This window comes from Pseudomonas sp. GW821-FHT09H03 (genome assembly GCF_059415945.1).
The window spans coordinates 1-22707 of sequence record NZ_JBWKOF010000024.1 but is presented as its reverse complement, the minus strand read 5'-3'; the positions used below and the strand labels follow the sequence as shown (position 1 = coordinate 22707).

Genomic DNA, 22707 nt, shown 5'->3' with positions numbered 1-22707 from the left:
CAAGACATGTAATAAAGAGCACGGAGACCTGATGTCCTCTTTTAATGAAATGATCAAAAACATCACACCCGATATCTACGAGAGCCTGAAGCTGGCGGTGGAAATCGGTAAATGGTCCGACGGTGGCAAACTCACCGCCGAGCAACGGGAGCTGTCGCTGCAGGCGATGATCGCCTGGGAGATCCAGAACCTGCCCGAAGACCAGCGTACCGGTTACATGGGCCCGCAGGAATGCGCCTCCAAGTCGATTGAAGTGCCCAATATCCTGTTCAAGTCGGATGCCATCCATTGATCGAGATTGGCCGCGGTGCAATCAGCAAAATGTCGGCGCGCCTGGACGGGCCGAATGTTCAATATGCTTTTCGTCTGGGCGAAACCGAGGTTCCGGTCAATCCGTTGATCGGCAGCACGGTGCGCCTGGAATACCTGGGGGCGATCCACTGCACCCATTGCGGGCGCAAGACCAAGACCAGTTTCAGCCAGGGTTACTGCTACCCGTGCATGACCAAACTGGCCCAGTGCGACGTGTGCATCATGAGCCCGGAGCGTTGCCACTTCGAGGCCGGCACCTGCCGTGAGCCGGAGTGGGGCCAGACGTTCTGCATGACCGATCACATTGTGTACCTGTCGAATTCCTCCGGGGTGAAGGTCGGGATTACTCGTGCCACCCAGGTACCGACCCGCTGGATCGACCAGGGCGCCAGTCAGGCATTGCCGATCATGCGCGTCTCCACTCGCCAGCAATCGGGCTTCGTTGAAGACCTGTTTCGCACTCAGGTGGCCGACAAGACCAACTGGCGTGCCTTGCTCAAGGGCGATGCAGTGTCAGTGGATCTGCCGCAGATTCGTGACCAATTGTTCGACAGCTGCGCCGAGGGCCTGCAAGCTTTGCAGGAACGATTCGGCTTGCAGGCGTTCCAGACCATAGCCGACGTCGAGCCCCTTGAAATCCGCTTTCCGGTTGAGCAGTACCCGGCGAAGATTGTCAGCTTCAACCTGGACAAGAACCCGATTGTCGAAGGCACGCTGCTGGGGATCAAGGGCCAATACCTGATTTTCGATACCGGCGTGATCAATATTCGTAAATACACGGCTTACCAGCTCGCCGTGCATCAATAAGGACTCCAGCATGCGCACCGAACAACCGAAGATGATCTACCTGAAGGACTATCAGGCGCCCGAGTACCTGATCGACGAGACGCACCTGACCTTCGAGTTGTTCGAGGACCACAGCCTGGTCCATGCGCAACTGGTGATGCGCCGCAACCCCGAGCGCGGCCCGGGCCTGCCGCCGCTGGTGCTGGACGGCCAGCAGCTGGAGCTGCTGTCGGTCACCCTGGCTGATCGCGAGTTGAGCGACGCCGACTATCAGTTGACGGAGAGTCACCTGACCCTGCACCCGACCAGCACCACCTTCACGGTCGACACCAGCGTCAGGATCCACCCGGAAACCAACACCGCGCTGGAAGGCCTGTACAAATCCGGCACGATGTTCTGCACCCAGTGCGAAGCCGAAGGCTTCCGCAAGATCACCTATTACCTCGACCGCCCGGACGTGATGAGCACGTTTACCACCACGGTCGTCGCCGAGCAGCACAGCTATCCGGTGCTGCTGTCCAACGGTAACCCGATTGCCTCGGGTCCGGGCGAGGACGGGCGGCACTGGGCGACCTGGGAAGACCCGTTCAAGAAGCCGGCCTACCTGTTTGCGCTGGTGGCCGGGGACCTGTGGTGCGTCGAAGACACCTTCACCACCATGACCGAGCGCTCCGTGGCGCTGCGTATTTATGTCGAGCCGGAAAACATCGACAAGTGCCAGCATGCGATGAACAGCCTGAAGAAATCCATGCGCTGGGACGAAGAGGTCTACGGTCGCGAATACGATCTGGACATCTTCATGATCGTTGCCGTGAATGACTTCAACATGGGCGCGATGGAAAACAAGGGCCTCAATATCTTCAACTCCAGCGCCGTGCTGGCCCGGGCTGAAACTGCCACCGACGCCGCGCACCAGCGGGTCGAGGCGATCGTCGCCCACGAATATTTCCACAACTGGTCGGGCAACCGCGTGACCTGCCGCGACTGGTTCCAGCTGTCGCTCAAGGAAGGCTTCACCGTGTTCCGCGATGCCGGGTTCTCCTCGGACATGAACTCGGCGACGGTCAAGCGCATCCAGGACGTAGCGTACCTGCGTACCCACCAGTTCGCCGAAGACGCTGGCCCCATGGCCCACGCAGTGCGCCCGGACAGCTTCATCGAGATTTCCAACTTCTACACCCTGACCGTGTACGAAAAGGGCTCGGAAGTGGTCGGCATGATCCACACCCTGCTCGGCGCCGAAGGCTTCCGCAAAGGCAGCGACCTGTACTTCGAGCGTCATGACGGCCAGGCCGTGACCTGCGATGACTTCATCAAGGCCATGGAAGATGCCAATGGCGTCGACCTGACCCAGTTCAAGCGCTGGTACAGCCAGGCGGGTACTCCGCGTCTGGTGGTAAGCGAGTCCTACGACGCTGCGGCGAAAACCTACAGCCTGACCTTCCGCCAAAGCTGCCCGCAAACCCCGGACAAGGTTGAAAAACTGCCGTTCGTGATTCCGGTCGAACTCGGCCTGCTCGACAGCAAGGGCGGTGAGATTGCCCTGCGTCTGGCCGGTGAAGCCGCCGCCCAAGGTACAACCCGGGTGATCTCGGTAACCGAAGCCGAACAAACTTTCACCTTCGTCGACATCGCCGAACAGCCGCTGCCGTCGTTGCTGCGTGGCTTCTCTGCGCCGGTGAAACTGAGCTTCCCGTACAGCCGCGATCAACTGATGTTCCTGATGCAGCATGACAGCGACGGTTTCAACCGTTGGGATGCCGGCCAGCAGTTGTCGGTGCTAGTGTTGCAGGAGCTGATCGCACAGCAACAGAAGGGCGAAACGCTGGTGCTCGATCAGCGTCTGGTTTCTGCGCTGCGCAGCGTGCTGTCCGACGAGTCGCTGGACCAGGCCATGGTCGCCGAAATGCTCTCGTTGCCAAGCGAAGCCTATCTGACCGAGATCAGTGAAGTGGCGGATGTCGAAGCCATTCACAGCGCCCGCGAGTTTGCCCGCAAGCAACTGGCGGATGCGTTGTTCGAAGGGCTGTGGCTGCGTTACCAGGCCAACCGCGATCTGTCGAAGCAAACTCCGTATGTGGCCGAAGCCGAGCATTTTGCCCGTCGCGCCCTGCAGAACATCGCGCTGTCGTACCTGATGCTCAGCGGCAAGCCGGAAGTTCTGGCGGCGACTCTGGAGCAGTTCGAAACCTGTGACAACATGACCGAGCGCCTGACCGCACTTGCCGTGTTGGTCAACTCGCCGTTCGAAGCCGAGAAAGCCAAGGCGCTGGCCAGCTTTGCCGAGCACTTCAAGGACAACCCGCTGGTCATGGACCAATGGTTCAGCGTCCAGTCTGGCAGTGTGCTGCCGGGTGGTCTGGATCGGGTCAAGGCGTTGATGCAGCACCCGGCGTTCAACATCAAGAACCCGAACAAGGTGCGGGCGCTGGTCGGTGCGTTTGCCGGGCAGAACCTGATCAACTTCCATGCTGCTGATGGTTCCGGGTATCGCTTTCTTGCGGATCTTGTGATCGAGCTGAACGGTTTCAATCCGCAGATTGCTTCGCGGCAGTTGGCGCCTTTGACGCGCTGGCGCAAGTATGACGATGCTCGTCAGGCCTTGATGAAAGGGGAGCTGGAGCGGATTCGTGCTTCGGGGCAGTTGTCCAGTGATGTGTTTGAGGTGGTCAGCAAGAGTCTGGCTTGAGTTAGCCGTTGACCTTGGCGGCCTTCGGGCCGACCAGGGTCTTGGTTGATTGAGTACATATCCGTTTCTTCGGTAACGGCGGCTTATGGTTTCGCCCTTACGGCGACTCACTTTTTTTACAAGCGCCAAAAAAAAGTAAGCAAAAAAACGCTCGCCCCAGCGTCCGGCCCCTCGCTAAGGCTCGGCGTTCCTTCGCTCCGGTGTCCATCCGGGGGCATCGCCTCCGGTCGGCTTCGCTTCGACCTCCTCTCGATGCGTTCGACTTCGTCGAACGGCGCTACGCGCCTACCCCCCGGATGAACACCTCCACTCAGCCTCCCGACGGGGCGGGTGGATCAAGATCAAAAGCTGCAGGCGAGCTAACGCTCGGCCTGTTGAGTGGTGAAAAGCGAGGGGTGTACGCCGATCCATTGTGGGAGCGGGCTTGCTCGCGAAGGCGGCCTGCCGGCCGACCTGACTCTTGCGGCTGTCCCCAATCCCTGTGGGAGCTGGCTTGCCAGCGATGGCGGCCTGCCAGCCGCCATGTCTCTTGCGGTTGTACCCAATCCCTGTGGGAGCCAGCCTGCTGGCGATGGAGGCCTGCCAACCGTCCAAATCCCAGGGGAGACATGTATATCCGGTCCATCAGGCCGGCCGGTAGGCCGCCTCGCTTTTGCTTTTGATCTTTTGCCCCTTCGGCAGGCCGAGCGTAGGTGTTCATCAGGGGGGTGGGCGCGCAGCGCCGTGCGGCGAAGCCGCACACATCGAGAGGAGGTCGTAGCGAAGCAGACCGGAGGCGATGCCCCCTGATGGACACCGTAGCGAGGGAACACCGAGCCTCAGCGAGGTGCCGTACGCTGGGGCAAAGCCTTTTGCTTACTTTTCGCTGGGCCGGCACTCCGGCGTTTGGAAAAGTGAGTCGCTGTAAGAGCGAAACCATAAGCCGCCGTTACCGCAGCAACGGATATGTACACAGAGAAAAAAGCCGCCGTTACCGCAGCAACGGATATGTACACAGACCACAGACCACCACGACCGCAATCACCCCATCTAATACCCAACCATTCAGCAAAAACAAACATCCCCCCGGTTAACAAAACATAACGTGTCGTCGATTGTCAGCCCTTCAAAAACACCGATAGGATAAGCCAGCTTCCGAAGGGGCTCTGGATTGCGGGTTTCAGAACCATGCTCTGAAAAGACTGATCCAGACACGCACCCTTACGGCGCCCTGAAAGGTTGAACGACCTAACAATAATAATGGGGGAAGGTCTATGAGTGAGCCTGTCATGGGTGTGGGTATCTGCCGCCCGCCGGCGTTGCGCAAAATCGCGTTGCTGGCTACAGCGCTCTCGCTGCTGGGCTCTGCCATGCTGTCGGCACCTGTGCTGGCTGCGGCTGCGCCGGCATCCGACGTTGTTTATTCCATTGAATCGGCCAAGGCTGCGAAAAGCCTGATGCTCGATGTCGTGCACGCAGGCAAGCGCTTGGTGGCGGTCGGGGATCGCGGGCACATTCTGTATTCCGATGACCAGGGTACGACCTGGACTCAAGCCAGGGTCCCGACCCGGGCACTGCTGACGTCGGTGTTTTTCGTCGATGACAAGCACGGCTGGGCCGTCGGCCATGATGCACAGATCCTCGCCAGCGAGGACGGTGGTATCACCTGGACCAAGCAATTCGAAGATTTGAAGCGCGAATCGCCGCTGCTGGATGTCTGGTTCAAGGACGTCGACAGCGGCTTTGCCGTGGGTGCCTATGGCGCCTTGCTGGAAACCACCGACGGTGGCAAGCACTGGGAAGACGTCAGTGATCGCCTGGACAACGAAGACCAGTTCCACCTCAACGGGCTCGCGGCGGTCAAGGATGCCGGGCTGTTCATCGTCGGCGAGCAGGGCAGCATGTTCCGTTCCGCCGACTGGGGCCAGACCTGGGAAAAGCTCGAAGGTCCGTATGAAGGCTCGCTGTTCGGGGTGATCGGCACAGCGCAACCTTCGACCTTGCTGGCCTATGGTTTGCGCGGCAACCTCTACCGCTCCAGTGATTTCGGCAGCACCTGGCAGCAGATCGAACTCAAGGCCCAACGCGGCGATCTGGAGTTCGGCCTGTCCGGCGGCACACTGCTTGAGGATGGTTCGATCGTGATCGTCGGCAACGGCGGCTCGGTGGTTCGCAGCAGCGACAATGGCGAAACCTTCAACGTGGTCAATCGCCCGGATCGCATCTCCGTCTCGGCGGTCACGGCGGCGGGCAATGGTAATCTGATCTTGGCCGGGCAGGGCGGCGTTCGCGTCACTTCGGCCAACGGCACCGAGGCGGGAAAATGAGCCGGGTTAATAATAAGAAGGTGCAGCTATGACTTCCCTGAGCACTCCTCATCAGGAAAAGGCGACGCTCCTTGAGCGCCTGATTTTCAACAACCGCCCGGCAGTGATCTTCATCTGCCTGATGGTCAGCGTTTTCCTGTTCTGGCAGGCGACGCTGATTCGGCCGTCCACCAGTTTCGAAAAGATGATCCCGCTGGAGCATCCATTCATTCAAAAGATGATGGAGCACCGCAATGACCTGGCGAACCTGGGCAATACCGTGCGGATTTCGGTGGAAGCCACCGATGGCGACATCTTCTCCAAGGAATACATGGAGACCCTGCGCCAGATCAACGACGAGGTGTTCTACATCTCCGGCGTCGATCGTTCCGGCCTCAAGTCGCTGTGGAGTCCGAGCGTACGCTGGACCGAAGTGACCGAGGAGGGCTTCGCCGGCGGTGAAGTGATCCCGCAAAGCTACAACGGCTCCCAGCAAAGTCTCGACCTGCTGCGCAACAACGTGCTCAAGTCCGGGCAAGTCGGGCGCTTGGTGGCCAACGACTTCAAGTCGAGCATCGTCGACATCCCGTTGCTGGAGTCCTACCCGGACCCGCAGGACCAGGGCAAGTTGCTGGCGCTGGACTACCGCAAGTTCTCCCACGAGCTTGAAGACAAGATCCGCAACAAGTTCGAAGCGCAGAACCCCAACGTCAAGATCCATATCGTCGGTTTCGCCAAGAAGGTTGGCGACCTGATCGATGGCCTGGTGATGGTGGTGATGTTCTTCGGCGTTGCCTTCGTCATTACCCTGATCCTGCTCTACTGGTTCACCAACTGCATGCGCAGTACCGTGGCCGTATTGAGTACGACGCTGGTGGCGGTGATCTGGCAGCTGGGCTTGATGCACTTCTTCGGCTTCGGGCTTGATCCGTATTCGATGCTGGTGCCGTTCCTGATCTTCGCCATCGGTATTTCCCACGGCGTGCAGAAGATCAACGGCATTGCCTTGCAATCGAGCGAAGCCGACAACGCCTTGACCGCTGCACGGCGAACCTTCCGCCAACTGTTCCTGCCGGGGATGATCGCGATTCTGGCCGATGCGGTGGGTTTCATCACGCTGCTGATCATCGATATCGGCGTGATCCGTGAGCTGGCCATCGGTGCATCCATCGGCGTGGCAGTGATCGTGTTCACCAACCTGATCCTGCTGCCGGTGGCGATTTCCTATGTCGGCATCAGCAAGCGTGCAGTCGAGCGCAGCAAGAAGGACGCCCACCGCGAGCATCCGTTCTGGCGCCTGCTGGCTAACTTTGCCAGCGCGAAAGTCGCTCCGGTGTCCATTCTGCTGGCGTTGATCGCCTTTGGTGGCGGCCTCTGGTACAGCCAGAACCTGAAAATCGGCGACCTCGACCAGGGCGCGCCGGAGTTGCGTCCGGACTCGCGCTACAACAAGGACAACAACTTCATCATCAGCAACTACTCCACCAGTTCCGACGTGCTGGTGGTGATGGTCAAGACCAAGGCCGAAGGCTGCTCGCGTTACGAGGCCATGGGGCCGATCGACGAACTGATGTGGAAGATGCAGAACACCGAGGGCGTGCAGTCGGCGATTTCCCTGGTGACCGTGTCCAAGCAGATGATCAAGGGCATGAACGAGGGCAACCTGAAATGGGAAACCCTGTCGCGTAACCCTGATGTGCTGAACAACTCGATTGCCCGGGCCGATGGCCTGTACAACAACAGTTGCTCGCTGGCGCCGGTGCTGGTGTTCCTCAACGATCACAAGGCCGAAACCCTTGACCGTGCGGTGCATGCGGTGCAGGAGTTCGCCAAGGAAAACAACAAGGACGGCCTGGAATTCATCCTCGCCGCCGGTAACGCCGGTATTGAAGCGGCCACCAACGAGGTGATCAAGGAATCGGAGCTGACCATCCTGATCCTGGTGTACATCTGTGTCGCGACCATGTGCATGATCACCTTCCGTTCCTGGGCGGCGACCCTGTGCATCGTGCTGCCTCTGGTGCTGACGTCGGTTCTGGGCAACGCCCTGATGGCGTTCATGGGCATCGGCGTGAAGGTCGCGACCCTGCCGGTCGTGGCGCTGGGCGTGGGTATTGGCGTGGACTACGGCATCTACATCTACAGCCGTCTGGAAAGTTTCCTGCGCGCCGGCCTGCCGCTGCAAGAGGCTTACTACCAGACCCTGAAGTCCACCGGTAAAGCCGTGCTGTTCACCGGCCTGTGCCTGGCCATCGGCGTGTGCACCTGGATCTTCTCGGCCATCAAGTTCCAGGCCGACATGGGCCTGATGCTGACTTTCATGCTGCTGTGGAACATGTTCGGTGCGCTGTGGCTGCTGCCGGCACTGGCGCGGTTCCTGATCAAGCCGGAGAAGCTGGCGGGGCAGAAGGGCAATTCGCTGTTCGCCCACTGATCCTGTGCCAATGAACAACGCCGCGACTTCGATCGCGGCGTTGTGCTTTGTGCGTTATCAAGAAGTGTAAAAGAACAGCTTTCTGGCCATGTCGGGCGATACCTTGCTGCGCCAGATTCGCACGACTTCCTTGTTGTCCCGCGCTTGCCTGAGTTGGGCCTTGAACCCGATGTTGCGTTGGTCCGCGCGTTTCAAGTGCCCGACGCTATAGTCCATCTCGGGGCCGGCGCTGCCGACATAGTGAAAATGGGCATACCACAGGACTTCATTGGACTGTTTGTCCCTGATGGCAAACTCCGTTAGATAGTCCTTCGCGTGGGTGGCTTCGCGGGTTTTCACCAAGTGAATATCCAGCTCTTCGCTTTTCCATAACGCAAACACCTTGTCCGGTGTCGGCGCTTGCCTTTTGTATCCGGCATTGCGGTATTGCCGACCTGCTTCCCGCAAGTCCTGTGCCTGGGCGCGAAAATCTTCGATGGCTGTCAGTGTCTCCTGGGGTGGATTTTCAAGGCGGCCCAGCTCGTCGATGATTGAGTCCAGTTCTTCGGCGAGCTGCTCCAGCAGGCGGTTCCATTCCCAAGGGCTCTTTTCTTCGCGCAATACAGGGTCATCGAGTTGTTTGATTTCGCGGTTAATCATTTTGACCCGTTTTTCGCGCTCCAGCAGCAGCTTGCGCCCTTGCGCAATAATGGTTGCCGCCGACCGTGCTGGCGGTTTTGCCGGGACAGGTGCTGCCTGTACCACTTCAACGTAGATATTTTCCTGCGGGTTTTTACGAAAGGTGCCGATGATCGCGCCGGATTGAAAATCGTGGATGTCGATGAATTCTCCTTGCGCGTCGGGTTGCGACGGGCGAACGTCTCCGACGAGCGTGCCTTTGTTGCGTGATTTGAACACGCGCTTGCTGTCTGATTTGCGGCTTTGCGGCTTTGACGTGGAAGGCAATACTTTAGCCTCCTCGACCTCCAGGATGGCATCAGCCAGGTCTTGCTCGGCGAGAACGCGAGCTTCGTCCAGGCGGCGTATAAAACCGTCCTTGTATTGCACGCGCACATGGCGCGAACCCAGCTCCTCGAGCGCTCGGGTTGCATGGTCACTGAGCGCGTACTGCTTGATTGCGCTTTCATAAAGCGAAATACGTTCATCCGGCGAGTAGCCGCGCCTGCTGCGAGTTTCAATGTGTGCGATATACGCCGATTGAAATTGATTGCCGGCCATCTGGCTGATGAAGAAAGCCTCGGTCTCATTATCGATCATGCCTGTTCGGACAAGCGTCAGTTCTTTATGGATATTGAGCGATTGCAGCTTCAGGTTGTCGGAAAAGTACACCTCTGGCAGCTGGACCTGCCTTAAAAGTGTATCGCGGGCAGCCGCCCCTGCCGCCGAGACCTTGCCCATTTCCTCAAGGGTTTGCTCCTGCCATATCGCGCACTCGATCAGCGCGTCTGCCCTGGTCAGATCAACTTTATGCAGCGCAAAAAACTCCTCATACGCGTCCGTTTCGCCACGGCGCATCTGCTCATCCATCCGGCGCAGCAGCGCTGACACACGTTCACCTCGCGAGGTAATGAACAGGTCACGACCAAGGTCGCGCAGCATGCCACTGTAGATAATTTGTACGGTTGAGATGTTGGACAGCGCGTGCAATTGCTCCCTCTCGTGCACGGCTGCGTTGTCCAGCGCACGGATTCGGGTGAGGATGTCCAGCAGTTCCCGGCGTACCGGTTTGGATTCATCCATGCGTCGTCGCAATAAGCGCATGGTGACCTCTAATGCAATCTGGGCTGCCCGGGTTTTTTCCTGCTCGACTTGATGTTCCTGTGTGATCCGGTCCTTCTCCGTTGGCGCGGCCGCTTCCAGGTTGTCGAAGGCAGTCACCAGCTTTTCCCGCTGCAACTCAAAATCGGACCTGGCCTGGCGGACGCTGGTGAGTGCTTGATTTTGCGTGGTGACAAGCGTTTCGAGTCGAGCATTGATCTGTTGTTTATCGATCATCAGTTGCGCAACGCTGGCGGCGACTTCTGCGCGCTTGGCTTGAATCCTGCTTTTGGGTCCGCCACCTGTCAGCTTGAGGCCGCGATCAAGTGTCCAGTGACCCAGGCCATCGGTTTTAAGTTTGATGCCAGGATGGCCAGGCTTTTGTGGATGAATAATGAAAACCTCGCCAGAACCTGGAACGACGCTCACTCGGAAAAACAGCCCGGCGACCGACGCATGCCAGGTGTTGTCGATCTTGAAAAGTCCTTTGAGCGTGCCTATTGCAATCGGCTCGACCGGCTCTTTTGGCCAGTCGACACGTACGCTCTGCAGTTTTGCCAGCAGTCGCGCCGCGGATGAATCGCGCGCCAGGGTTTTGTCGAAGTCGAGCAGCGTTGTGCCGCCCCCCGGTGGTTCCGAGGGCAGTCCGACAGTGCTTGGCTTGATGAGGTGGGCCGGTGGCGCGGGTTGATCGGGCGGCCGGCGCAGTGGTTCCAGCAGCACCCTCAAGCCTGTGTCTTTCTCAATCGTAATGGGGGCGTCCGTTGAGTCCGGGGACTGCACTGCGTGCAGCAACACCATGGCAATGTTCAGCAGAAAATCGATCCATGCCGGGTCACGTACGCTGGGGTCAGTGCTGGAGAGTGCAGGAATATCCTCGATGAGGCTATTGGTCAGCGACACCATCCAGCCGGCCAGCATCAGCGGTGTGCTGAGCGGCAACGCCAGTACCGTGTTGAAGAGCAGCCAGCCGCCTTCGCGTAAAATCGCCCATCGGCTCTCGGTGTTGGAAATGGAGTCACGGTCGGCCAGGTCGACCAACGCCCGGGCATTGCTGCCAAACAGGTACTCCATCAGTTTGCCGTTGTGCAGCGACGCCAGCAGTTCTTCGCCGGACGCTGCGGTGGTCAAGGTAGCGGGGCGGGGTTTGTCCGGCAGGCCGAAGGGGTCCAGTGGGGTAAAATGGACGATGTGCGGTTCCTTGAAACCACCCAGGTCATAAATTGGCCGGGCACGGTCCGACAGCCAGGTCAGCACGCTGGTCTGGATCTCGCCCGGTTCGGCAATGGCGGCGAGCAGTGCTGCACGAGTCGGGTATTGGTGCAAAGACTGCTGGTAGACAGGGCGGTAAAGGATATGCGGGCCGCGGTCGATGTCGGCGGGTTCGATCACAAACATGTTGGTGACCTCGTCCGCGTCGGCTCCCGGCTTGCGCAGCAAAGCCAGCGGCCGGACGACAATATCGTCTTCGCCGACGAACTGATCGGAACGGGCGGGCTGTACCAGCGCGGCAATCAACTGGTAGCCACGGCGGGTAAACCCGCGTTCACCCTTGATCGCCAGCGCCAATGCGTCCAGCGGTAATGTCACCTTGAGTTCATTGGCAAAAAGAACTTCGCGGTTTCGGGCGTCAGCGTCGTCACTTAACAGGAGCTGTTTGATCCTCTCGGGAAAGTGCTTGCCGATATCGACTTTGCTGACCAGCCCAAGCAGGTACTCAGGTGTCATCCATTGCGCCAGTGGTTTTCCATCAAGGTGGCGCAGGGTCATGCTGCCCTTGGGTTTTCCCGCCAGATTTTTCAGGGCCAGGTCGGTCAGGGACATTTTCACTGATTCCAGGTAGCCGCTGCCCAGATCACCGACGGGAACGTGAAAGGTCAACTCCAGGTCATCGGACGATACATCTGGTGCGTCGGAGTGATCCGCCACCATCTGCTCGTGCAGCGTTCGGGCAGTGAATGCCCGGATGTCCTCGATACCTTCGGCCCAGGATTTGCCCTTGGCGGTTTGCCGGGCGCCAGCGAGCTCCAGGCTGTGCTTGCGGTAAGCCAGTTGATCGGCAATCGCTGCGTCCTTGAGCCATGATGGCAAGGTCGATTGCAACAGGCGCAGGGGTTGGCGTTGCATCGGTGGCGCGTCGGCGAATAGCGAAACCGGGTCAGTTACCCTTGCGTAAAGGTTTTCCAGTTCGCTTGCGTTGAGGCCTGCGGGAAGCTTGATCGCGGCGAGGTCTTCCAGTTGCTGATTGAGCAGCAGGGCGGCCTGCACGTCGAAAATATTGCCGTCGGGCTCGTAGCGCTTCCAGGTGAATGCATCGAGCTGCAGTGGCTGTTGCACCCTCTGTCCCCATGCCTGGCTGAACTCATCAATGGAGGCATAGGATTCAAGAGTGCCGGACAGGCTGCACAGCAGTGCCCTCGCGCCCTGGGTGACCAGCAGGTCGGTGGATTGGAATGACGCAGACAGCAGGCCCTTTGATGCAGTGGCTTGCAGGGTATAGGCGTGGATGGCCGGTTCAGCAGGGCGGTCTTGCAAGCACGGATGATCGGCCAGTTGCCGCAGTATTGTCCCGTCGGTGCCCGACTGGCGCACGGCTGCGGCTCTGAGAGAGTCGCGCAGTTGGTCGCTCAGCCATTGCAAGCGACTGCAATCAGCATTGCCTGGTTCACTCCAGTAGTCGGCCAAGGCTTGCTGGAAACCGATGTGCAGAATCGAAGGGAGCTCGCGAATGACATCTTCGAGCATCGACAGGCCGGGCCAGGTGCTTTCAGTGGTGTCGCCAATCGAGAGGAAGGTGACTTTTTGCCGCTGTGCATCGACCAGACGGACTGGACGATCAGCCGTTGCGGTGGAAAAAACCGGCGCATTGCCACTGGCCAGATAGCCCAATACGACATCGACCAATGAGTGGCTGGAGTAGCCCCCGGTGTCATCGGGGAAGTCGAGGAAGATCGAGCTGATGTCGGTATTGAGCGGGGCGGTTTTTTCGACGATCTGCTGCTCTAGCATCTTCGTCAAAACCGAGCGTAGTGTCGGGCGGTTGGCAAATTGTGTTCTGACAGCGAGGGCCAGAATGTTCAACGGGGAGGTCGAGGCGGGTATCGACATGGGCGCATTCCTTGGCAGTTGGGCTGATACAGCGCCGCCTGCACAAGGCATGGGCGACGCCGAGCTGTAGGGCCAAGGTATTGCGCGAAAGAGATTGAAGTGCGTTAGTGCGATACCACCGCCCAGCGCTGAAATTGTGCTAGTGGCAGTCGATTGCCATGTGCCCTTACTGTAGCTCTGTGCCCAGCACCACATTCAAAGCACTGCGTGCATCGTCGAGCTGCACCAGCGTGGCATGCCGGGCGCCCAGCGCATCGCGATTCTCGATCGCAGTCAGAATCGCCTTGTGCCGTGGCAGCGCCAGTTCATGCAGGTTTGGCCGCTGGTTGGAATGTTTCAACGCCTCGGCAATCGCCACCGAAAGCATGTTGCACAGGTTGGCCAGTAAATCGTTGTGGGTGGCGTCGGCGATGCGGCTGTGAAAGTCCAGGTCAGGTTGCAATAACGCTTCTGGAGTCGGGGCGGCTTCCATGCGCTGGTAGGCTTCGCCGATGGAGGCAATGTCCGCATCGGTGGCGAATTGCGCGGCCAGTGCGGCGGCGGCCGGTTCGATGATGCTGCGCACGCTGGTCAGCAAATCGAAAAACTCATTCTGCGGACTGCTTTGCATCAGCCAATGCAGCACATCCGGGTCGAGCATGTGCCAGTCCTTGCGCGGCTTGACCACGGTGCCGACCCGCGGGCGCGAATACACCAGGCCTTTGGCGACCAGCACCCGGGTGGCCTCGCGCAGGACCGGCCGGCTGACTGCATATTCCTCGCACAACAGGGCTTCGGCAGGCAGTTTGTCGTCGGGCAGGAAACGTCCCGAGACGATCTGCATACCCAGTTCCTGGACAATGCGCGAGTGCATGCTTTTGCGGTCGGAGGGTTTGCGGTAATCCATGGGGAGCGGCGCGTTCCTGTGCGAGAGGGGGTGCCGCGCATGATAGCAGGCACAATGAGATGCATCAGTCGAAAGCTACGAGCACCTTGTACAGAAGGGTGCTTGTCGTGGCGAGGGTGCTTACTGTGGCAGGGGGCTTGCTGTGGTGAGGGGCTTGCTGTGGCGAGGGGGCTTGCCCCCGTTGGACTACGCAGTAGTCCCGCTGTTTTTCAGGGCCGCTACGCAGCCCAACGGGGGCAAGCCCCCTCGCCACAGTAAGCCTCCTTCCCACAGCAGGCTGGCTCCCACAGGGGATTTGTAGGGTTAATGGGAATGGCGAGGGACTTCGGCGCCGCGGCAGCCGACCAGGAAGTCGAAGTCGCAGCCCTGGTCCGCTTGCAGCACATGGTCGATGTACAGCTGGCGATAGCCGCCGACGATCAGGTTCTGCGGCGGTTGCAGATCGGCCATGCGCGCAGCCATTTCGGCATCGGGAATGTCCAGGTGCAGACGGCCGCTGGCACAATCGAGTTCGATCCAGTCGCCTTCCTTCACTGCCGCCAGCGGGCCACCGGCAGCCGCTTCAGGAGCCACGTGTAACACCACGGTGCCGTACGCCGTGCCACTCATGCGTGCATCGGAAATACGCACCATGTCGGTCACGCCCTGGGCCAGCAGCTTGGCCGGCAGGCCCATGTTGCCGACTTCGGCCATGCCCGGATAACCTTTCGGCCCGCAGTTCTTCATCACCAGAATCGAGTTGGCATCGACATCCAGTTCAGGATCGTTGATGCGCGCCTTGTACATGTCGAAGTTCTCGAACACCACCGCACGACCGCGATGCTGCATCAGTTCTGCCGAGGCAGCGGACGGCTTTAGCACCGCACCCAGCGGCGCCAGGTTACCGCGCAACACGCAGATGCCGCCGTCGGCGCGGATCGGGTTGTCGAGGGTGCGGATCACTTCGTCCTCGCCATAGATCGGCGCGTCCTTGGTGTTCTCGCCGATGGATTTGCCATTGACGGTCAGGGCGTTCGGGTTCGGGATCAGGTTGGCTTCACCCAAGCGACGCAACACCGCCGGCAAGCCACCGGCGTAGTAGAACTCCTCCATCAGGAAGCGCCCGGACGGCTGCAGGTCGACGATGGTCGGCATGCCGCGCCCCATGCGCGTCCAGTCGTCGAGGTCGAGCTCCACGCCGATGCGCCCGGCGATGGCTTTCAAGTGGATCACCGCGTTGGTCGAGCCACCGATGGCGGCGTTGACGCGAATGGCATTCTCGAAGGCTTCCTTGGTCAGAATCTTCGACAGTTTCAGGTCTTCGCGGACCATCTCCACCGCGCGCATGCCGGACATGTGCGCCAGCACATAGCGGCGTGCATCCACCGCTGGAATCGCCGCGTTGTGGGGCAGGGAAGTGCCCAGTGCTTCGGCCATGCAGGCCATGGTCGAGGCGGTGCCCATGGTGTTGCAGGTACCGGCCGAGCGGGACATGCCGCCCTCGGCGGCGAGGAAGTCGTCGATGCTGATGGTGCCGGCCTTGACCTGCTCGCTGAGCTGCCAGACCACGGTGCCGGAACCGATGTCCTTGCCTTTGTGCTTGCCGTTGAGCATCGGTCCGCCGGTGACCACGATGGCCGGTACGTCGCAACTGGCGGCGCCCATCAGCAGGGCCGGGGTGGTTTTATCGCAGCCGGTCAGCAGCACCACGCCATCGATCGGGTTGCCGCGAATGGCTTCTTCCACGTCCATGCTCGCCAGGTTGCGGGTGAGCATGGCGGTGGGGCGCAGGTTCGATTCGCCATTGGAGAACACCGGGAATTCCACTGGAAAGCCCCCGGCCTCGATCACCCCGCGTTTGACGTGCTCGGCAATCTGGCGGAAATGCGCGTTGCACGGGGTCAGTTCCGACCAGGTGTTGCAGATGCCGATGATTGGCTTGCCATGAAACTGGTGGTCGGCGATGCCCTGATTCTTCATCCAGCTGCGGTACATGAAGCCGTTCTTGTCGGCGGTGCCAAACCATTGGGCGGAGCGCAGGGTGGGTTTCTTATCAGACATGATCGATTCTCTTATTGTATGACTATATTGTTCAAGCTTTGGCTTACCTTAAGCGCAAAATCGTCGGTTTGGAAGTGTTGTTGGGTAAATAGTATTACTATATAGTCGGCTGCAACGGAGGGATGGCCCTGGCGAGATTTCGCCAGAGGCGTCCCCCGAGGTTCTATAACAACAACAATCGGAGACCGATCTCATGAGCCAGGAACTGCGGCTTATCCGTCGCATCACGCTGAAACTGATTCCTTTCCTGATCCTGCTGTACCTGATCGCCTATGTGGATCGCTCCGCCGTGGGCTTCGCCAAGTTGCACATGGGTGCCGATATCGGCCTCGGTGATGCCGCCTACGGCCTGGGCGCCGGGCTGTTCTTCATTGGCTACTTCCTGCTGGAAATCCCCAGCAACCTGATGCTTGACCGTTTCGGTGCTCGACGCTGGTTCGCGCGGATCATGGTCACCTGGGGCGCCATCACCATCGGCATGGCCTTTGTCCAGGGACCCAACAGCTTCTATGTGATGCGCTTCCTGCTCGGTGCCGCCGAGGCCGGGTTCTTCCCGGGCGTGCTGTACTACATCACCCAGTGGTTTCCGGTGCGCCACCGCGGCAAGATCCTCGGTCTGTTCATCCTCTCCCAACCCATCGCCATGATGATCACCGGTCCGGTCGCCGGCGGTTTGCTGGGCATGGACGGCGTACTCGGGCTGCACGGCTGGCAGTGGCTGTTTATCGTCATCGGCATGCCGGCAATCCTGCTGACCTGGCCGGTGTTGCGTTACCTGCCTGATGGTCCGCAACAGGTGAAATGGATGGACCAGGCCGAAAAGGACTGGCTGACCGGCGAGCTGCAAAAAGACCTGCAAGCCTACGGCCAGACCCGCCATGGCAATCCATTGCACGCCTTGAAAGACAAGCGAGTCCTGTTGCTGGCGCTGTTTTACCTGCCGGTGACCCTCAGCATTTATGGCCTTGGCTTGTGGTTGCCGACGCTGATCAAACAGTTTGGCGGCAGTGATCTGGTGACCGGATTTGTCTCGGCGGTGCCGTACATTTTCGGCATCGTCGGCTTGCTGATCATCCCGCGCAGTTCCGACCGCTTGAATGATCGTTATGGCCACCTGGCGGTGTTGTATGTACTGGGCGCCATCGGCCTGTTCCTCAGCGCCTGGCTGTCGGTGCCGGTGCTGCAACTGGCGGCGTTGTGCCTGGTGGCGTTCGCGCTGTTCTCCTGCACGGCGGTGTTCTGGACCTTGCCGGGGCGTTTCTTCGCCGGTGCCAGTGCGGCGGCGGGCATCGCCTTGATCAACTCGGTAGGCAACCTCGGCGGTTACATCGGTCCGTTCGTGATTGGCGCGCTCAAGGAGTACACGGGCAACCTGGCTTCGGGGCTGTATTTCCTGTCCGGGGTGATGGTGTTCGGACTGGTGCTGACCGGTGTGGTGTATCGCTTGCTGGAGCGCAAGCACGTGTTGCCCGCTGACCAGTTTGCCGCCAGCGCGCGCGGTGCGACCCGTACCTGAATCTGAAGGTTAACACCGACCAAATCTGGGAGCGGGCTTGCTCGCGAAGGCGCAGTGTCAGTCACCTGTGATGTTGGATTTGACGGCCTCTTCGCGAGCAAGCCCGCTCCCGCATGGGTCCTGCGGCGTTTTCGATTTTTTGCATACAGGAGAGAATTTCATGCGTCTGGTTCAATTCGAGTTGAGTAACGGCGAACGCCGCGTTGGCGTGGTCGACAACGGTCTGGTGCGTGAGGTACAGGACGCGCGCACCGTTCGTGATCTGGCATTGGCGGCGATCGAGGCGGGCGCAAGCCTTGAGCAACAGGTGCAAAGCCAGGGCCTGGGCATCAGTCACGACTACGCCGACCTGCTGGCGAAGCTACGCATCCTGCCGCCGCTGGATCATCAGGACCCTGCCCACATGCTGGTCAGCGGCACGGGCCTGACCCATCTGGGCAGCGCCTCGGCCCGGGACAAGATGCACCAGCAAAGTGGCGACGAAACCGCGATGACCGACACCATGCGCATATTCAAATGGGGTGTGGAGGGCGGTAAGCCGGCGGCGGATGAGGCCGGTGTGCAACCGGAATGGTTCTACAAAGGCGATGGCAGCATCGTCGTCAGGCCGGGCCAGCCGTTTCCCCTGCCGCCGTTCGCCGAAGATGCCGGTGAAGAGCCGGAAATCGCTGGCCTGTACGTCATCGGTCACGATGGCAAGCCGTATCGCCTCGGTTTTGCCGTGGGCAACGAATTTTCCGATCACGTCATGGAGCGTAAAAATTACCTGTACCTGGCGCATTCGAAACTGCGCAGTTGCAGCTACGGCCCGGAACTGCGGGTCGGCGAGTTGCCCCAGCACCTGGCCGGCAGCAGCCGCATCCTGCGCGATGGTGAAGTGCTGTGGCAGAACGAGTTTCTCAGTGGCGAAGCGAACATGTGCCACAGCTTGGCCAACCTTGAATTCCACCATTTCAAGTACAGCCAGTTCCTGCGTCCGGGGGATGTGCACATTCACTTCTTCGGCACCGCGACCTTGTCCTTCGCCGACGGCATCCACACCCGACCCGGTGACGTGTTCGAAATCAGCCAGGCCGAATTCGGCGCGCCTTTGATCAATGGTATTGCCCCGGTCGCAGCGGCATTCGAGCCCGGCAGCGTCGGCACACTTTGAGGAGATTTGCATGATCCGGATTCTTGGTCACAACTACATCGGTGGCCAGCGCAGCGCGCTCGGCACCGTCAAACTGCAGAGCATTGATGCGTTCACGGGCGAAGCCTTGCCCCACGATTTTTTTCAGGCCAGCCCTGAAGAAGTCGATGCGGCAGCGCAAGCGGCGGCGACGGCCTATCCGGCCTACCGAAGTCTGAGTGCCGAGCGACGGGCGCAGTTTCTCGATGGCATTGCCGACGAGCTCGATGCGCTCGATGATGAATTCGTCGCCGTGGTCTGCCGCGAGAGCGCATTGCCAGCGGGGCGGATTCAAGGCGAGCGCGCACGGACCAGCGGCCAGATGCGCCTGTTCGCCAAAGTGCTGCGCCGGGGCGATTTCTACGGCGCGCGGATCGACCGCGCACTGCCTGAACGGCAACCCTTGCCGCGCCCTGATCTGCGCCAGTACCGCATCGGCCTGGGGCCGGTGGCGGTGTTCGGTGCCAGTAACTTTCCGCTGGCGTTTTCCACCGCGGGCGGCGATACCGCGTCGGCCCTGGCGGCCGGATGCCCGGTGGTGTTCAAGGCCCATGGCGGTCACATGGCCACGGCCGAACTGGTGGCAGACGCAATCATTCGTGCCGCTGAAAAAACCGGTATGCCGGTCGGCGTGTTCAACATGATCTACGGTGGCGGAGTCGGTGAAGCACTGGTCAAGCATCCGGCGATCCTCGCGGTCGGCTTCACTGGTTCGCTCAAGGGTGGTCGCGCCTTGTGCGACATGGCGGCAGCGCGTGCGCAACCGATTCCGGTGTTCGCCGAGATGTCGAGTATCAACCCGGTGATTGTGCTGCCCCAGGCGTTGCAGGTACGCGCCGATACGGTCGCCCGCGACCTGACGGCTTCGGTGGTGCAAGGTTGTGGCCAGTTCTGCACCAATCCAGGCCTGGTGATCGGTATTCGCTCCCCTCAGTTCAGCGCCTTTGTGCAGCAGGTGGCCGGGTTGATCGGCGATCAGCCGGCGCAAACCATGCTCAACGCTGGCACCTTGAGCAGTTACGGCAAAGGCTTGCAAAAGCTCCTGGATCATCCGGGGATCGAGCACCTGGCCGGCAATGCGCAACAGGGCAATCAGGCGCAGCCGCAGTTGTTCAAGGCGGATGTCAGCTTGCTCATCGATGGCGATGAAGCGCTGCAGGAGGAAGTGTTCGGGCCGACCACGGTAGTAGTGGAAGTGGCGGATCAGGCGCAACTCAGTGCGGCGTTGAACGGTTTGCACGGCCAGTTGACGGCCACCGTCATCGGCGAGCAGGCAGACTTCGAACAGTTCCGTGAATTGACACCGTTACTGGAGCAGAAGGTCGGCAGGATCCTGCTCAATGGTTATCCAACCGGCGTCGAGGTTTGTGATTCGATGGTCCACGGCGGCCCCTACCCGGCAACCTCTGATGCGCGTGGCACCTCAGTCGGGACGCTCTCCATCGACCGTTTCCTGCGCCCGGTGTGCTTCCAGAACTACCCCGACAGTTTGCTGCCGGAACCCTTGAAGAATGGCAATCCGCTGCGCATTCAGCGTCTGGTGGATGGCAACCCGTCGCGCGACGCATTGTAAGGTCCGAACACAATACCTGTGGGAGCGGGCTTGCTCGCGAATGCAGTGGGTCAGTCAATGCATCTGTCGACTGATCCAGCGCATTCGCGAGCAAGCCCGCTCCCACAAGAGGGATGTGTAGAACAGTCATCAGGTGCATGCGCTATCATTGCGTTTTTCCCTGCAAAGATTGACTGCCATGACCGCCGTAACCGATACCTTGCTCAACGTCCTCGAACACTGCGATATGGTGGAAATCGACGGCCTGCACGCTTTCGAATTCTCCCTCGATGAGTTGGACAACCTGCACATCGAATGCATGGATGGCCGCGCGGCCAAGCACTGGGAGTTCACCCCGGCGCAGATTCAGGCGGCGACGTTCGATGCAACCCTGCAAAGCTGGCTGATCAACGGTAATTCCGGTGAGCACCGGCTGGTGTGCATGACGGCTACTCGCGGTGACAACGATGACGGTGAAGAAGCGTCCGGGGATGTTTAATCTCTGGCCACTGTTGATCGCCAGCGGCATCGGCGCGATGGGGTTTGAGTCCGCATCTGCCAACGACTATCAATTGCTCGTGGGTTCGTACACCGCCGGCCAAAGCCAGGGCATTTATCGTCTGAGCTTCGACAGCGCCACGGGGCAGATCAACGCCAGGCCGCTGCAAGTGATCAACAGCGAAAACCCGTCATGGCTGACCCTGTCCAAAGACCAGCGACACCTGTTCGTGGTCAACGAAAACGGCCCGGGGCAGGCTGATCCGGTCGGGCGCGTCAGCAGTTATTCGATCGACCCCAAGACCGGTGAGCTGCGTCTGATCAGTCAGGTGCAGAGCCTGGGTAACGAGCCGACCCATTCGAGCCTCAGCGCGGATGCCGGCCACTTGTTTGTCAGTAACTACTGCGTAGCCGAAGATCCGGGCGGTACCCTGGCGGTGTTGCCTGTGGCTGCCGATGCCACGCTCAAACCTGTTGTGCAGATGAGCAGTCACCCATCGAGCCGGGTCAATCCCGAGCGGCAGATGTCGGCGCATGTGCATTCGACAGTCCCGTCACCGGACGGCAAGTATGTGTTCTCCAATGACCTGGGGGCAGACAAGGTCTTTGTCTATCGCTTCGATCCCAAGGCCAACCCTGAGTTGCCATTGGCCCCGGCGACCCCGGCCTTCGTGCAGTTGCCACCCGGTAGCGGGCCGCGCCACTTGCTGTTCAGTGCCGATGGCAAACACGCCTGGCTGACCATGGAAATGAGTGCGCAGGTCGCCGTGTTCGACTACCACGATGGCCGGCTTGAGCAGACGCAGATGATCGATCTGGCGGCCGGTCAGGCGGTTTCAGGCAAGGCAGCCGCGGCACTGCATGCTTCGGCCGACGGCAAGTTCCTCTATGTCAGCAACCGTGGCACGGCCAATCAGTTGCTGGTGTTCGCCATTGATCAGGCGAGCGGTCACCTCAAGGAATTGCAACGCCGGGCCGTGGAGGGCGATCACCCAAGGGAATTAAGCCTCGACCCCAGTGGCAAATTCCTGCTGATCGCCAACCAGAAGAGCAACCAGATTGTCGTTGTCGAGCGCGATGCAACAACCGGTCTGCTGGGTAAAACCGTGCAGAAACTGCCAATGGATGCGCCGAGCGACCTCAAGTTCCTGGTGCGTCAATAGGCCGCAGGCCCCGGCTGATGGGGCCTGCCTGCTTTTATCGATGACGCTGATAATTGGTAATGCTACAAAGCATTTCAAGGCATCGCCCCTCGAAGGTTAAGTTTGCTTCACGGCCCCACCGGGCAAGCAAGCCAACTGACTCCGAGGATTAGCGCCATGAACTTCAACCTCTTCTCTGTAATCGCCGCTTCCGCCATCTCCGCTACCGTTGCCCTGCCAGCCAGTGCCAACGTTGAAATCAGCGACAGAAAAGCCCACACCCAAAGCTACACCCAGAAATACCTGCAACAGAGCGCGAATTTCTACGCTGCGCTGGATCACAAAACCCAGCACTGAAAGTCCGGCTTTTGCGGCGGGGGGCGGGCCTGTGGAGAGGGGGCTTGCCTGTGGTGCGGGGGCTTGCCTGTGGCGAGGGGGACTTGCCTGTGGTGAGAGGCTTGCCTGTGGCGAGGGGGAGGCTTGCCTGTGGCGAGGGGGCTTGCCTGTGGCGAGGGGGCTTGCCTGTGGCG

15 protein-coding genes are annotated in these 22707 nt (G+C 60.0%); 12 read left to right on the top strand and 3 right to left on the bottom strand.

Annotated features, from left to right (window positions below):
* Positions 1–31: 31 nt before the first annotated feature.
* The 5 genes from AC07OG_RS24860 (at position 32) to AC07OG_RS24840 (ending at position 8506) form a co-directional block, all read left to right on the top strand.
* Positions 32–292: a YeaC family protein gene (locus AC07OG_RS24860; protein ID WP_060540507.1), complete on the top strand. Its 261-nt coding sequence runs from the start codon at positions 32–34 to the stop codon at positions 290–292.
* Positions 289–1119: a DUF2797 domain-containing protein gene (locus AC07OG_RS24855; RefSeq protein ID WP_495068370.1), complete on the top strand. Its 831-nt coding sequence runs from the start codon at positions 289–291 to the stop codon at positions 1117–1119. Before AC07OG_RS24860 ends, AC07OG_RS24855 begins: the two co-directional genes overlap by 4 nt.
* 10 nt (positions 1120–1129) lie before the next feature.
* Complete coding sequence (gene pepN / locus AC07OG_RS24850) at positions 1130–3787, top strand: aminopeptidase N (protein ID WP_495068369.1); 2658 nt, start codon at positions 1130–1132, stop codon at positions 3785–3787.
* Between the two features lie 1253 nt (positions 3788–5040).
* Positions 5041–6093, top strand: coding sequence for a WD40/YVTN/BNR-like repeat-containing protein (locus tag AC07OG_RS24845; protein WP_060542841.1), 1053 nt, complete (start codon positions 5041–5043; stop codon positions 6091–6093).
* 28 nt (positions 6094–6121) lie between these two features.
* Complete coding sequence (locus AC07OG_RS24840) at positions 6122–8506, top strand: efflux RND transporter permease subunit (protein ID WP_060542842.1); 2385 nt, start codon at positions 6122–6124, stop codon at positions 8504–8506.
* A gap of 57 nt (positions 8507–8563) precedes the next feature.
* On the opposite strand, the gene AC07OG_RS24835 is transcribed toward AC07OG_RS24840, so the two are convergent.
* Complete coding sequence (locus AC07OG_RS24835) at positions 8564–12367, bottom strand: dermonecrotic toxin domain-containing protein (RefSeq protein WP_495068368.1); 3804 nt, start codon at positions 12365–12367, stop codon at positions 8564–8566.
* Positions 12368–12793: 426 nt separating this feature from the next.
* Between AC07OG_RS24835 and AC07OG_RS24830 the strand changes: the two genes are divergently transcribed.
* Positions 12794–13171 carry a hypothetical protein gene (locus AC07OG_RS24830; RefSeq protein WP_495068367.1) on the top strand — a complete coding sequence of 126 codons (378 nt, stop codon included), beginning with the start codon at positions 12794–12796 and terminating at the stop codon, positions 13169–13171.
* A 367-nt stretch (positions 13172–13538) separates the two neighbouring features.
* Here the strand turns inward: AC07OG_RS24830 and AC07OG_RS24825 are convergent, their stop codons facing one another.
* Entirely contained in the window at positions 13539–14258 is a 720-nt protein-coding gene (locus tag AC07OG_RS24825; RefSeq protein ID WP_060542844.1) for a FadR/GntR family transcriptional regulator, read from the bottom strand.
* A gap of 303 nt (positions 14259–14561) precedes the next feature.
* Positions 14562–16298, bottom strand: coding sequence for an IlvD/Edd family dehydratase (locus AC07OG_RS24820; protein ID WP_495068366.1), 1737 nt, complete (start codon positions 16296–16298; stop codon positions 14562–14564).
* 193 nt (positions 16299–16491) lie between these two features.
* Here AC07OG_RS24820 and AC07OG_RS24815 point away from each other — a divergent pair, with 193 nt between their 5' ends.
* The 6 genes from AC07OG_RS24815 to AC07OG_RS24790 all read left to right on the top strand — a co-directional run bounded on the left by AC07OG_RS24815 (position 16492) and on the right by AC07OG_RS24790 (position 22534).
* Entirely contained in the window at positions 16492–17814 is a 1323-nt protein-coding gene (locus AC07OG_RS24815; RefSeq protein WP_495068365.1) for an MFS transporter, read from the top strand.
* 160 nt (positions 17815–17974) lie between these two features.
* Positions 17975–18967, top strand: coding sequence for an AraD1 family protein (gene araD1 / locus AC07OG_RS24810; RefSeq protein WP_495068364.1), 993 nt, complete (start codon positions 17975–17977; stop codon positions 18965–18967).
* A 10-nt stretch (positions 18968–18977) separates the two neighbouring features.
* A complete protein-coding gene (locus tag AC07OG_RS24805) occupies positions 18978–20558 on the top strand; it encodes an aldehyde dehydrogenase (NADP(+)) (protein WP_495068363.1) in 1581 nt (526 codons plus the stop codon).
* A gap of 178 nt (positions 20559–20736) precedes the next feature.
* Complete coding sequence (locus AC07OG_RS24800; RefSeq protein ID WP_495068362.1) at positions 20737–21036, top strand: DUF5629 family protein; 300 nt, start codon at positions 20737–20739, stop codon at positions 21034–21036.
* On the top strand, positions 21029–22198 hold the full coding sequence (locus AC07OG_RS24795; protein ID WP_495068361.1) for a lactonase family protein: 1170 nt from the start codon (positions 21029–21031) through the stop codon (positions 22196–22198). Before AC07OG_RS24800 ends, AC07OG_RS24795 begins: the two co-directional genes overlap by 8 nt.
* A gap of 156 nt (positions 22199–22354) precedes the next feature.
* Entirely contained in the window at positions 22355–22534 is a 180-nt protein-coding gene (locus AC07OG_RS24790; protein ID WP_060542851.1) for a hypothetical protein, read from the top strand.
* Positions 22535–22707 lie beyond the last annotated feature (173 nt).